We start from the raw sequence: 12,940 nt of genomic DNA, 5'->3' as shown, positions 1-12,940 counted from the left end.
CAGGGCGGCGGCGCCCGCGACGTGCGGGGCGGCCATCGACGTACCGGAGATCGTCAGATAGCCCTCGGGGCTCTGGCCGACCTCCTTCTCGATGATGGAGCCGGGCGCGGCGGCGGCCGTGATGTCCACGCCGGGCGCGGTCACGTCGGGCTTGATCGCACCGTCGCCGACCCGCGGGCCCTGGCTGGAGAAGTCCGCCAGCTTGTCGTTGTCGTCGACCGCGCCGACGGTCAGCGCGGCGTCCGCGGTGCCCGGCGAACCGACCGTCTCCGGTGCGCCCTCGTTCCCCGCCGAGATGGCGAAGAGGATGCCTTTGCCGGCGGAGAGTTTGTTCACGGTGGCTTCGAGGGGGTCGACGCCGGGGCTGTCGTAACCGCCGAGGCTGAGGTTGACGACATCGGCCCCCTCGGCGGCCGCCCACTCCATGCCGGCGATGACCCCGGAGTCCTCGCCCTCACCCTCGTCGCCGAGGACCTTGCCGTTGAGGAGCTTGGCGCCGGGTGCGACGCCCTTGAGCTTCCCGCCGGACTTGGCGCCCGTGCCCGCCGCGGTGGACGCGACGTGCGTGCCGTGGCCGTAGCGGTCCTCGGCGTCCGGAGAGCCCGAGAAGTTCTTCTCGGCGAGGATCTGCCCCTTGAGGTCGGGATGATCCGCGTCCACGCCCGAGTCGAGCACGGCGATCTTGACGCCCTTGCCGTCGTATCCGGCGGCCCAGGCCTTGTCGGCGCCGATCTGCTTGACGCTCTTGTCGAGGGTCGCCTTGCGGATGCCGTCCAGCCAGACGTGGCTGATGCCGGAGGCCGCGGTGCGGGCGCCGTCCTTGCCGCTGGTGAGGGCGGCCCACAGGTCGACCGCGTCCTGCTTGGGCGTGCTGACGGCGTCGGCGTTCAGCGACTTCAGCGTCCTGCGGACGGTGGTGTCACCGGCGCCGCGGACCTCGGCCTTGGCGGCGGAGGCGGCTCCCTTGTAGCCGACGATGAGCCTGAGACCCTTCTGCTGGGCGGCCGTACGGTACGCCTGCTCCTTCAACTCCACGACGTCGAACAACCGTTGGTCCACCGTGCCGTCGGCTATCAGGCGCTGGGCGTCGGCGGGCAGGACGAGGGTGTGGCCGTTGGGCAGGCGCTGGGTCCGTACGGGTATGCGTTCACGGCCCTTCGCGGGCCGGAATCCGGTGACGCGGCCGTCGCGGTCGACGGTGACGCGGTCGCCGGTGAGGAGCGTGAGATGGGTGACGCGGGTGTCGGCCCCGGCCGGGGCCCGGGTCGGTGGCGTGGCCGACGCGGGGCCGGTCGAGCCCGCTGCGAGGGCCATGGCGGCGGCCGCGGCGACGGTGGCCGCGCCCGCTCTTCTGGCGTGGTGGCGCAAGTCTTCCCCCTGGAGTCGTGGTCCGAGGTGCTGTCCGGCGAGTATGCAGACCGCCGGGGCGCGGGCTGAACTCCGTTACCTGATCGGGTAGTTGGGGTTACATGGCTGTGTGGTTCCCATGAGATTTTGAGAGATGGTTCACGGGAACCCCCCCCCACCCGGAACCCGCCGGGAACGCGAAAGGGGTGGTCCCCTTGAGGACCACCCCTTCGGTTGGGCGAAAGAGGCCGTGGCGGGAATCGAACCCGCGTTACTGGATTTGCAGTCCAGCCCCTCAGCCACTCGGGCACACGGCCAAGTCGTCGATGTGACTTCTTCGACCTGACTTCTCGAACGTAGCCGTGCCCGGTCGACGGCCTCAAGGGATCACGGGGTGGTGCAACGGGACTGCCATATGGCGTTCATGAAAGGCGGGCACACAGGGCCTGGGCCGTGCGGGAAGACTGGGCCGCGATGCCGGGGATGCCCGAGGTGATGAACGGGCCACCACCGGCCAGGTCGCCGACCACGTGCACGCGCGGGTCGGTGGGGACCAGCCCGCCTGCGGGGTGGAGCGCGGCCAGGCCGGTGGCGACCAGGGAGTCGACCAGGTGCCGGGCGGTGGCGGGTATCGCTTGCGGGGGTGGGTTCACGGCGTTGATGACGTACCGTCCGTCGACCCGCTCGATCCGTTGGACGCCGGAAGTGATGGTGAGCTGACCGGTGTCCAGCAGCCGCATCAGGACGGACGCATTCACCGGGACCATGGGCGAGGCCATGGCGGTGACCGTGCGGAGGTGGCGCCGCAGGCGCGCGCGGTCGGATTCGGGCAGCAGCCGCCACGCGTACGGGCCGACGGTGTGCGCCGCCTCCTGGAGCATGCGGCGGCCGATCCGGGGGTCGTCGACGGCGTCGAGCTGCTGCCGGAGCCGCCGGGCCGGGTCGGCGGCCACGGTCCCCAGGAGCTCGGCCGCGAGCCCGTCGAAGTCCTCCCCGGCGTCGGTGAGTTCCCGGCGCGACAGGTCGACGAGGTCGTCGAGGGTGACGGTTCCGTGCGCGGTGTGCAGGGCCGCCACGCGTTCGGCGGTCAGGTGGAGCGGGCGCCGGTCGACGGGGCGCTGCCAGACGTACGGCAGCACGCCGGTTCGGGAGAGCAGTGTGATCGGGCCCCGGTGGCCGCGTGCGGCGAGTGACACGACGACGTCCACGGCGGTCAGGCCGCTCCCGATGACGGCCACCTCGCTTCCGGCCGGGATGCGGTCGAGCGTGCCGGCCAGCGGGTAGGGGTCGGCCGTGTACTCCGAACTGCCCGCGAGGCCGTACAGGTCCGGAGGGCTGCCCGCACCGACGCACAGCGCCACCCGCGTCGCGGCGTGCTCCCGGCCCTCGTCGGTGCGCAGGATCAGGTGGGCACCGGAGCGGTCGGTCCCGGTCACGCGGTCGGCCCCGGTCACGCGGTCGGGCACGACGCGGACGGACCACCCCCGTTCGGCCAGCGCGGCCATCGCCTTCTCGGCGGTGTGGGTCAGGTACTCGCCGTAGAGCGCCCGGGGGACGAGGGGGCGGCCGAGGAGTTCGTCCAGGTGGTCGGTGGCCCGTTCGCCGAGCCAGGTCGCGTAGTGGTCCAGGTCGCCGTGGCGGATGGACATGATGGCGGGCGGCGCGTTCACCAGGACCGAGTCGAGGTCCGGGCCGTACGGCCGGCCCCGCCACAGGTTCGGCGACGGCTCGAAGACGGTGATGGTGCCGGGGCCGGCAGGGCCGACGGGGCCGGCGGGGCTGGGGGCGGTGGTCAGGGCGTCCAGCAGGCCGACGGCTGCGGCGCCCCCTCCGACGATGGCGATGTCCATGCTCAACCTCCGAGGTGTCCGGGTGGGATCGCCGTCGACTCTCGTCGGGTGCGCCCGAGAACCCCATCCCCCGCCTGTGGGTGATCGGACAGGGCCGACCCCCTCGGATGAGGGGTTGGTGCCGCGCGTGGGACCGTGCAAGCTGAGCGGGGCAAGGAGGGGGAGAGCCGCGCATGAACGATCCACGCCGACGGGTGCTCGCCGGGGCCGAACGCGCCGCGAGCGCGGTCGAGTTGTTCGAGCGGGCGTCGGCCGGCCTGCGCCGCCTCGTGCCGTTCGACTCGGCCGTGTGGCGGGCCACGGACCCGGAGACGGGGTTGATCACGGCGCCGATGCTGGTGGAGAACCTGGGCCGGGGCGAGGGCTGTGCCGCGTACTGGGAGAACGAGCTCCTGGAGGAGACCGTCCTGCCGTACCGCGAGCTGGCCCGCGCGGCCGTCCCCGCGGCCGGACTGCGCGACGCCACCGGCGACCTGCCCGCCCGCAGCACCCGCTACCGGCGCCTCCTGCGCGGGTGGGGCGTGCACGACGAACTGCGGGCCGTGCTGCGGGTCGGCGACCGGCCATGGGGCCTGGTCAGCCTGTTCCGCCACGAGGAGGCGTTCCGCCCGGACGAGATCGCGCTGGTCGCCGACCAGTCCCGCCCGCTGGCGACGCTGCTACGAGGGTTCGCCCGGCCGCCCGCGCCCGTACCCCGGGCCGGCGCGCCCGCGCCCGGCCTGATCCTCTTCGACGGTTCCGGCGAGGCGATGTCGATCAACGAGGAGGCGCGGCAGCACCTCGCGTCGCTCCCCACGGGCCCCTCCTTCCCGTCCCCTCTGGGCGTGCGGCTGCCGATCTGGGTGATCGGCACGGCACTCCAGGCGCGGGCGGTCGCCGACGGCCACGACCACGGCGACGCCCGCGTGCGCATCCGGACCACCGAGGGCAGGTGGCTGGTCTGTCACGCGTCGTGCCTCACGGGCCCCGGCGGGCAGCCGGGCCCGGTGGCTCTCGTCATCGAGCCGCCGGCCCCCGCCGACCTGGCGGTCCTGATCGCGGAGTCGTACGGGCTGACGCCGCGCGAGCTGGAGGTCACCCAGCTCATCGCGCGCGGGACGACGACCGCGGAGATCGCCTCGACGCTGTTCATCACCCCGCACACGGTCCGCGACCGCATCAAGACCCTCTTCGCCAAGGTGGGCGTCTCCAGCCGGGGAGAACTGGTGGCCCGCCTCTTCACCGAGCACTACTGGGCGGCCTCGCACCCGCCCGGCCGGGCCCGGTGACGTGCCGGTGTGCGGATATCCGTTGGCGGCGCGGTTGCGGCCCCTGCTACGTTTCCGTCGGCCGTGCAGGAGAGCGAGGAGGTGGTACCCGTGAACGTATCGACGTGGGTGCTCCCCTCCGGGGTCACGGTCGGGCGATAGACAGGTCGCCCGGGAGCGCCGTTCAAGCGCACTCCCGAAAGGCACGACCATGGCCCTTCACTTCACTTCCGAAAAGCGCCTCGACGACGGCATCCTCGAACGCGAATTCACCCTCGGTCAGATCCCCGGCATCCTGTGGACGCCCGCATCCGCACCGGCGCCGCTGATCCTGCTCGGTCACCCCCCGCTCGGACTGCACAAGATGTACCCCCGACTGGTGGCCCGAGCTCGGGCCTGCTCAGCGGCCGGCTTCGCCACGGCCACCATCGAGCTCCCCGGAAGCGGCGACCGGCCCCGTTGGCCCGCCGCCGAGGAGGCCCGCGCTGACCTGCGCCGGGCGATGGAGGCCGGCGAGCCGGTCAGCGACGAGATCGTCGACGCCCTCATCCTCCCACTGGTCGACAAGGCGGTTCCCGAATGGCAGGCCGCCCTGGACGCCCTCCTGTCGCTGCCCGGGGTCGGCGGTCCGGTCGGGTACTCGGGTGGAGTGATCTCCATCGGGACCCGGCTGGCGGTGGTCGAGCCGCGGATATCGGCCGCCGTTCTGTTCGCCGGGAGTTTCGTCCCCCGGGCCATGTTCGAGGAGGCCCGCCGGGTCACCATCCCGCTGCACGTCCTGCTGCAGTGGGACGACGAAGGGAACGACCGGCAGGCGGCCCTGGACCTGTTCGACGCCTTCGGGTCCGAGGAGAAGACGCTGCACGCCAGCATGGGCGGGCACACCGGCGTCCCGCAGTCCGCAGGCGACGAAGCAGGCCGATTTCTTGCCCGGCACCTGAAGTGACGCCGGGCTTACCGGGTCAGGCCGTGGGCGCGCGGCTTCCGTCGCGCGCCTCGGCGCGTCGTCCGGACCGCTGCTCGGCTCGCCGCTCCGCGCGTCGGGCGAGCGTTTCGACGATGCGCTGCCAGGCCGGGGACGCCTCGGAGACCCGGGACGCGACCAGCTTCACGTACCGCGGACGGGCGCCGTCCAGGTTCCAACCCTGACGCAGGGGCAGGGTCAACCCGGGCCGGGGAGGCGGCCGTTCTGTCGCTCCGCCAACTAGGTCACGATCCGGCCTAGTTGGCGCCTAACGTCGTCCACGACCGACAGAGCGGTACCTACGGAAGGCGGCGGCCATGCCCGACATCACCACCCACGACGAGACGACGACCGTCACCGGCGAGCGCGCCGACCTGCTCGACACGCTCGCCCAGCACCGGACGATGCTGCGCTACACCACCCGCGACCTCACCGACGAGCAGGCGGGTCTGCGCACCACCGAGAGCGCGCTGTGCCTGGGCGGCATCATCAAGCACGTCACCTCGGTCGAGAGGGTGTGGGCCGCGTTCATCGTGGACGGCCTCGCGGCCCTGGGGGACGTGACCGACATGACCGACGAGGACTGGGCCGAGCGCGCCGAGGAGTTCCGGATGCTGCCCGGTGAGACGCTCGCGGGGGTACTGGACCGGTACGCCGAAGTCGCGCGCGCCACCGACGCGTTGATGCGCGGGCTGCCCGACCTCGACGTCTCCCACCCGCTCCCGGAGGCGCCGTGGTTCGAGGCCGGCGGGCGGTGGACGGCCCGCCGGACCCTGCTGCACATCATCGGCGAGACCGCCCAGCACGCGGGCCACGCGGACATCATCCGGGAGTCCCTGGACGGCGCCCTCAGTATGGGCTGACCGTGCTCGTCAGGACCGCGCTGGAGACGACGTCGAGGAGGTGGTCGGCGCGTGGCGCGAGCGAGGGCTGATCGCCGGCCCAGGCGACCATGGCCACCAGCGCGAACAGGTCGGCGCCGTCGATGTCGCCGCGCGCCGCGCCCGCTTCCTGGGCGCGGGCGAGGAGCCGCGCCCCGGCCGCGCGCAGGGTCACGCACGACGCGTGGAGCGCGGACTCGGTGTCCTCGATGGCGGCCGCCATCAGCACGGTCGCGCCCCGGTACTCCGTCGTCCACGCGACGGCGTCACGCAGCCACGAGACGAGCGCGTCCCCCGGCGCGCCCGACGTCTCCAGCGCGCACGCCTTCGCCGTCAGTTCGTCGAAGCCCGTGCGGAGCAGGGCGTCGAGCAGCGCCTCGCGCGTGGGGAAGTGCCGCAGCAGCGTGGCGAGCCCGACATCGGCTCTGCGCGCGATGTCGCGCAGGGCCACGTCGACGCCCTGCTCGGCGATGGCGGTGCCCGCTACGGCGAGCAGGTGGTCGCGGTTCTTCCTGGCGTCGGCCCGCATTCGTCCCTCTTGCTTGCTTACTTGATTGACTAACCGGATCGCTGATCCGTATATTCGGATCAGTGATCCGCTTATGTGGATCGCTGGTCCGGATGAGCGTAACCCGCGGCGCGAGCAGGAGAGAAGCGATGGCAATCCCCACGATGAAGGCGATCCGGCTGCACGAGTTCGGCGGCCCGGAAGCCCTGCGCCACGAGGACGTGCCGATTCCCGAGCCGGGGCCGGGGGAGGTGCTCGTCCGTGTGCATGCCGTCGGGCTCAATCCGCCCGACTGGTACGCGCGTGAAGGGATGCCCGACGTACCTCCCGAGCTCAAGCCCCCGTTCCACCTCCCCCTCATCCCCGGGACCGACGTCTCGGGCGTCGTGGAAGCCCTCGGCCCCGGCACCGCCGCCGACCGCTTCTCGGTCGGGGACGAGGTGATCGGCCTGCTGCGCTTCCCGGCGGCCCTCCAGGGCAGCGCGTACGCCGAGTACGTCACCGCTCCGGCGGCCGACCTCGCCCGCAAGCCGGCCACCGTCGACCACGCGCACGCCGCCGGCCTCCCCATGTCCGGGCTGACGGCGTGGCAGTACCTGATCGAGCTGGGGCACGACCATCCCTCGCCGTTCCAGGAAGCCCGGCACCGCCCGGTCGCTCTCGACAGCGACACCACGGTTCTCGTGAACGGCGCCGCGGGCGGCGTGGGGCACCTCGCCCTCCAGCTGGCCAAGTGGAAGGGCGCCCGAGTCATCGCCGTCGCCTCGGGCACCCACGAGGCCTTCCTGCGCGACCTCGGCGCCGACGAGTTCATCGACTACACCAAGGAGCGGCCCGAGGACGTCGTCCGTGACGTCGACCTCGTCCTGGACACGGTCGGAGGCCCCCACAGCAGGCGCTTCCTGCGCACACTCAAGCGCGGCGGCTCCCTCTTCCCTGTGTACTTCGGCGACTTCGACGACGCGGAGAACGCGGAGCTCGGCATCACGGTCACGCTCACCCAGGTCCGGTCGAGCGGCGCGCAACTCGCCGAGCTCGTCCGGCTGGTCGACGCGGGTGCGGTACGGGTGGCGCTCGACGGTACGTATCCGCTTGCGGGTGCGCGGGCGGCGCATGAGCGGGCCGCCCGGGGGCACATCCAGGGCAAGCTCGTGCTTACGGTCGCGCGCTGAACACGAGCACAGGCATATCCAGCCCGTCCGGCACTGGAGGGCGAGCGCAGGCATATCCAGCCCGTCCGGCGTTTGAGGACGAGCTCGGCGCAGCCGGCGATCGACCGCGCCCCGTGACTCCGCTCGCCCGCGCGGCCTCAGCGCAACGCATCGGAGACCTCCCGAGCCGCATCCACCACCCGGGGCCCCACCCTCTCCGGCACCGAATCCGCGAGCATGACCACACCCACGCTGCCCTCGAGACCGGTGACGCCCACCAGGGGGGCCGCCGCCCCGCTGGCCCCCGCCTCCAGTTCCCCGTGCGTGAGCGCGTACCCGGGGTCCGTCACGAGCCCCTGCCGCGCCGCGAGTATCGCTCGGCCCGCCGCACCCCGGTCGAGCGGGTGCCGGAACCCCGTGCGGTACGCGACGTGGTAGTCCGTCCACGTGGGCTCGACCACCGCGACCGCGAGGGCCTCCGAGCCGTCGACGAGGGTGAGGTGGGCCGTCGCGCCTATGTCCTCCGCGAGGGAGCGCAGCGCGGGCAGCGCGGCCTCCCGTACCAGCGGATGCACCTGGCGGCCGAGCCGGAGCACGCCGAGGCCGACGCGGGCCCGGCCGCCCAGGTCCCGTCGTACCAGCGCATGCTGTTCGAGCGTGGCGAGCAGGCGGTACACCACGGTGCGGTTCACGCCGAGCTTGTTGGAGAGCTCGGTGACCGTGAGGCCATGGTCGGTGTCGGCCAGCAGCTTGAGGACGCGCAGTCCTCTGTCGAGCGTCTGGGAAGTCTCCGCGGTCACGACGCCCACTCCTTAGGTGAGGGTCGGCGGCCCCCTTACGCGGCGGTTGCGCCGCCGGTCCCGTGGGCGACGCGCGTCAGAGGCCGCCGGTCGGAACACCGGCTGCGCTCCGCGGCGGCGCTGCCACGGGGCGTGTGCGTTGCGGGGACAGTAGCGAGGCCGTCCCGCTCAGCGGAAGACTTCGTCCAGAATCCGGGCACCGGGGCGCCCCTAGCGCCCGCATCTGCCCCGTTACGCGGGGCGCCCCCGGCGAGCCGCGCGCGCGACATTCACACAAGCCCTCCGCACTCGGAACGCCCCGCTCCTTACTCGAACGTCACCTCATGACGTACTCGCGTACTCGAACGTCACTTCATGCGGGTGGCCCACTCCTGGACCTTCTCGATCCGCTGCCGCAGCTGCCCGGCCGTGGCCTCCGCGCTGGGCGGCCCGCCGCAGGTGCGCCGCAGCTCGGTGTGGATCACGCCGTGCGGCTTCCCGCTCTGATGGACGTACGCGCCGACCATCGTGTTGAGCTGCTTCCGCAGCCCGAGCAGCTCCTTGTGGGAGACCACGGGCCGCCGCTCGGCGGGCAGTTCGAGGAGGTCGGCCTCCTCGTCGGGCTTCTTCCTGCTGTGGGCGATCTGCCGGGCCTGCCGCTTCTGGAGCAGCATCTGCACCTGATCGGGTTCGAGGAGGCCGGGGATGCCCAGATAGTCCTGCTCCTCCTCGCTCCCCGGGTGCGCCTGCATGCCGAACTCGGCGCCGTCGAAGAGCACCCGGTCGAAGACGGCCTCCGACTCCAGTGCCTCGAAGGAGAACTGCTCCTGCTCCCCGGTGTCCTCGTCCTCCTGCTTGTTCGCCTCGTCCATCTCCTTCTCGGACTCGGCGTAGGGGTCTTCCTCCCCCTCCTTCTTCGGCTTGTCGAGGGCGTGGTCGCGCTCGACCTCCATCTCGTTGGCGAAGGTGAGCAGGTCGGGGACGGTGGGCAGGAAGACGGACGCGGTCTCGCCGCGCCGCCGGGACCGTACGAAACGGCCGACGGCCTGCGCGAAGAAGAGCGGCGTGGAGATCGTGGTCGCGTACACGCCCACCGCGAGGCGCGGCACGTCGACGCCTTCGGACACCATGCGGACCGCGACCATCCAGCGGTCGGTACTGGCACTGAAGTCGTCGATCCGCTGGGACGCCCCGGTGTCGTCGGAGAGGACGACGGTCGCCTTCGCGCCCGTGATCTCCCGGATCAGCTTGGCGTAGGCGCGGGCGGAGTCCTGGTCGGAGGCGATGACGAGGCCGCCCGCGTCGGGGATGGCCTTCCTGACCTCGGTGAGCCGCTTGTCGGCGGCCTTGAGGACGTTCGGCATCCACTCGCCGCGCGGGTCGAGCGCGGTTCGCCAGGCCTGGCTGACGGCGTCCTTGGTCATCGGCTCACCGAGCCGCGCGGCGATCTCGTCGCCCGCCTTCGTGCGCCACCGCATGTTGCCGGAGTACGAGAGGAAGATGACGGGCCGCACGACGCCGTCGCCGAGCGCGCTGCCGTAGCCGTACGTGTAGTCGGCGGAGGAGCGCCGGATGCCGTCGTTCCCCTCCTCGTACGTGACGAAGGGGATCGGGTTCGTGTCGGACCGGAACGGCGTACCGGTGAGCGCGAGGCGCCGCGTGGCCGGCTCGAAGGCTTCGAGGCACGCCTCACCCCAGGACTTGCTGTCTCCCGCGTGGTGGATCTCGTCGAGGATCACGAGGGTCTTGCGCTGCTCGGAGCGGTTGCGGTGCAGCATCGGGCGTACGCCGACGCCCGCGTACGTCACGGCGACGCCGTGGTACTCCTTGCTGAGCGGTCCTGCGCTGTACTCGGGGTCCAGCTTGATGCCTATACGGGCGGCGGCCTCCGCCCACTGCTTCTTCAGGTGCTCGGTGGGCGCGACCACGGTGACCTGCTGCACGACATGGTGGTGCAGCAGCCAGGACGCGAGCGTGAGCGCGAAGGTCGTCTTGCCGGCGCCGGGGGTGGCGACGGCCAGGAAGTCTCGCGGCTGCTCCTGGATGTACTTCTCCATCGCACCCTGCTGCCAGGCTCGCAGCTTGTTGGCGGTGCCCCAGGGGGCGCGGCCGGGGAAGGCGGGAGAGAGGTGGTGGGAGGAGTTGGCGGCGGCGCTGGTGGTAGTCACGGTCTCCGGGTTCGCAAGGTCGGCGGCACGTATGACAACCGGGCCACCTTACCGGTGATGCGGGGGCGTTCCACTGGGGGCGAGGCGGGGTGGGGGTCGGGTGGGACGGGTCTCACACGAGCGCGCGGGGCGCGGGGGTGCCGGTACGCGCGTCCCCCTGCACGTTGCCGCGCAGGTCCCCGTGTCTTGCCCCACCGGGCCCCCGTGGGGTACCCCGCACGTCCGCCCGCGGGGCCGAGGCGGAGACCGCCCGGCTGGCCGCCGCAGGCTGAGGTGCCGCTCGCCTTGCCGTCCGTCCGTGGGGCCGAGGCGGTGCCCGCCCGGCCGTCCCCCGCAGGACCGAGCGGTGCCGCCCAGCCGCCCGTCCGCCCGTAGGACCGGGGCCGCCCCAGCCGCCCGCCCGCAGGACCGGGGCCGCCCCAGCCGTGCGCCCGTAGGACCGAGGCCGCCTAGCCGTCCGCCCGTGCGTCCGATGTCGTCTCCGGAGCGGCGTCCGACAGGACGTCCATGCGTACGTCCGTCACCACGTCGGTGACCACGACCCCCGTCTCGTCCGCCGCCGGAACCGGTGCCGGATTCCCTTCCGGCACCTTCGGGCCCTGCAGGCGCGTCGCCACCCAAGCCCCGGCCAGGGCGACCGCCGCCATCGGCAGGAAGACGGCGACGAAGGCCGCCGGATGGGACCCGCCGGCCCCGGCCGCCGCCCCGTGCGCTTCGCCCACCGCGCCCCCGCCGAGCGCGGCGAACGCGGCGCCCCCGGCGGCGAGGAGGATGACGTTCGAGAGGCCGTCGGATATCTGCAGCGCCGCCGAGTTCGAGCCCGCGTCCGCGGGCGGCGAGAGCCGCAGCAGCAGCACGCTGGTCGAGGCGATGACCGTGCCCATGCCGTAGCACCCGAAGGCCCACGCGACGGCGACGACCCACACGGGCACGGACTCGATGAGGACGGTGGGCGCCGCGAGGATCGCGGCAGCGACGATCACCATGCCGCCTGCTGCGAGCCGCGTGCGGTGGGGCTCCATGCGGGGACGCGACTGGACGTACGAGCCGAGCGCCCAGGTCGCCCCGCCCACGGCGAGCGAGAGCCCCGCCATGGTGGGGCTCAGCCCGCGCTGCGTGACCAGCATCAGCGGCACGAACGACTCGGCCGCGATGAACGACCCCGCCGCGACGCCGCGCAGCAGCACGACAGAGGGCAGCCCCCGGGCCGCCCGGTACGTCCCCTTGGGCAGCAGCCCGAGCACCGCCGGCACGAGGATCGCCGCGCCGAGCGTGGCGGGTACGAGTGAGAGCCAGCGCAGGTCCTGGCCCGCGTACTGGAGGAGTCCCGCCCCCGACGAGATCCCCAGCGCGAGGCGGATGCGGCGGCGGTCGAAGGCGGCCACCGGCGCCTCCGGGTCCACCGGCCCGGACGCCGTCCGCCGTATCGCGGGCAGCGCGAGGGCGAGCGGCGCGACGACGAGGACGGGGATGCCGACGAACACCCACCGCCACCCGAGGTGCTCGGTGACCGTCCCCGCGACCAGCGGCCCCACCACGGACGGCACGACCCAGCTCGCCGCGAACGCCGCCATGATCGACGGCCGCAGGTGCTCCGGGTAGGCCCGGCTCACGACGACGTACAACGCGACGATGACCAGTCCGCCGCCGAGCCCCTGCACGGCCCGCCCCGCGATGAACAGCCACATGCCCCCGGCGGTGCCGCTCAGCAGCAGCCCCGCCGCGAAGAGCGCGATGCCGGTGGCGAGCGGGCCCAGCGGGCCGCGCCGGTCGGCCCACTGACCGCTCAGCACCATGCCGAAGAGGCTCGTCGTGAAGTACGCGGAGAAGGCGAAGGCGTACAGTTCCACGCCGTCCAGCTCCCGGGCCGCGACGGGCATCGCCGTGCCGACGGCGGTCGCCTCGAAGGCGATGAGCAGGACGACGGAGACGATGCCGATGCTCAGGGCGCGGTAGGGGGCGCGCAGGACTCCGCCGGTGCCGGGGGCGATGTTGGTCATGCCCGTCAGGGTAAGAGGCGTGGTGTTGTTATGCCCCTGTCCCTG

The 12,940-nt window shown here is 72.8% G+C and carries 11 protein-coding genes and 1 tRNA gene; 4 read left to right on the top strand and 8 right to left on the bottom strand.

Annotated elements, in window-relative coordinates:
* From ACI2L3_RS03900 to ACI2L3_RS03890, 3 genes are all read right to left on the bottom strand, one after another.
* A partial coding sequence (locus ACI2L3_RS03900; RefSeq protein WP_404750715.1) for a S8 family serine peptidase occupies window positions 1-1,314 on the bottom strand: 1,314 nt, incomplete at its 3' end.
* A gap of 278 nt (window positions 1,315-1,592) precedes the next feature.
* A tRNA-Cys gene (locus tag ACI2L3_RS03895) sits at window positions 1,593-1,664 on the bottom strand.
* Window positions 1,665-1,769: 105 nt separating this feature from the next.
* Window positions 1,770-3,197, bottom strand: coding sequence for an FAD/NAD(P)-binding protein (locus tag ACI2L3_RS03890; RefSeq protein WP_404750666.1), 1,428 nt, complete (start codon window positions 3,195-3,197; stop codon window positions 1,770-1,772).
* Window positions 3,198-3,370: 173 nt separating this feature from the next.
* Here ACI2L3_RS03890 and ACI2L3_RS03885 point away from each other — a divergent pair, with 173 nt between their 5' ends.
* Both ACI2L3_RS03885 and ACI2L3_RS03880 read left to right on the top strand, forming a co-directional pair.
* Entirely contained in the window at window positions 3,371-4,465 is a 1,095-nt protein-coding gene (locus tag ACI2L3_RS03885; protein ID WP_404750665.1) for a LuxR C-terminal-related transcriptional regulator, read from the top strand.
* A 190-nt stretch (window positions 4,466-4,655) separates the two neighbouring features.
* Window positions 4,656-5,390 (top strand): dienelactone hydrolase family protein, encoded by a 735-nt coding sequence (locus ACI2L3_RS03880; protein WP_404750664.1) that lies wholly within the window; start codon window positions 4,656-4,658, stop codon window positions 5,388-5,390.
* A gap of 16 nt (window positions 5,391-5,406) precedes the next feature.
* Here ACI2L3_RS03880 and ACI2L3_RS03875 read toward each other — a convergent pair whose 3' ends face one another.
* A complete protein-coding gene (locus ACI2L3_RS03875) occupies window positions 5,407-5,610 on the bottom strand; it encodes a hypothetical protein (RefSeq protein ID WP_404750663.1) in 204 nt (67 codons plus the stop codon).
* 115 nt (window positions 5,611-5,725) lie between these two features.
* Here ACI2L3_RS03875 and ACI2L3_RS03870 point away from each other — a divergent pair, with 115 nt between their 5' ends.
* Window positions 5,726-6,271 (top strand): DinB family protein, encoded by a 546-nt coding sequence (locus ACI2L3_RS03870; RefSeq protein ID WP_404750662.1) that lies wholly within the window; start codon window positions 5,726-5,728, stop codon window positions 6,269-6,271.
* Here ACI2L3_RS03870 and ACI2L3_RS03865 read toward each other — a convergent pair.
* Window positions 6,258-6,818: a TetR/AcrR family transcriptional regulator gene (locus ACI2L3_RS03865; protein ID WP_404750661.1), complete on the bottom strand. Its 561-nt coding sequence runs from the start codon at window positions 6,816-6,818 to the stop codon at window positions 6,258-6,260. The genes ACI2L3_RS03870 and ACI2L3_RS03865 overlap by 14 nt on opposite strands.
* A 128-nt stretch (window positions 6,819-6,946) precedes the next feature.
* On the opposite strand from ACI2L3_RS03865, the gene ACI2L3_RS03860 reads away from it, so the two are divergent.
* Window positions 6,947-7,969, top strand: a complete 1,023-nt coding sequence (locus tag ACI2L3_RS03860) for an NADP-dependent oxidoreductase (protein WP_404750660.1) — start codon at window positions 6,947-6,949, stop codon at window positions 7,967-7,969.
* Between the two features lie 137 nt (window positions 7,970-8,106).
* Here the strand turns inward: ACI2L3_RS03860 and ACI2L3_RS03855 are convergent, their stop codons facing one another.
* The 3 genes from ACI2L3_RS03855 to ACI2L3_RS03845 form a co-directional block, all read right to left on the bottom strand.
* Window positions 8,107-8,748, bottom strand: coding sequence for a helix-turn-helix domain-containing protein (locus ACI2L3_RS03855; RefSeq protein WP_362987159.1), 642 nt, complete (start codon window positions 8,746-8,748; stop codon window positions 8,107-8,109).
* 347 nt (window positions 8,749-9,095) lie between these two features.
* The gene (locus ACI2L3_RS03850) at window positions 9,096-10,895 is read right to left on the bottom strand and encodes a DEAD/DEAH box helicase (protein WP_404750659.1); all 1,800 of its coding nucleotides are present in this window, start codon (window positions 10,893-10,895) and stop codon (window positions 9,096-9,098) included.
* Between the two features lie 449 nt (window positions 10,896-11,344).
* The gene (locus tag ACI2L3_RS03845; protein ID WP_404750658.1) at window positions 11,345-12,895 is read right to left on the bottom strand and encodes an MFS transporter; all 1,551 of its coding nucleotides are present in this window, start codon (window positions 12,893-12,895) and stop codon (window positions 11,345-11,347) included.
* Window positions 12,896-12,940 lie beyond the last annotated feature (45 nt).

Source organism: Streptomyces sp. NPDC029674 (assembly GCF_044903205.1).
Classification (GTDB): Bacteria; Actinomycetota; Actinomycetes; order Streptomycetales; family Streptomycetaceae; genus Streptomyces.
The sequence above is the reverse complement of the archived record's forward strand: the minus strand, read 5'-3'. Positions and strand labels throughout refer to the sequence as shown.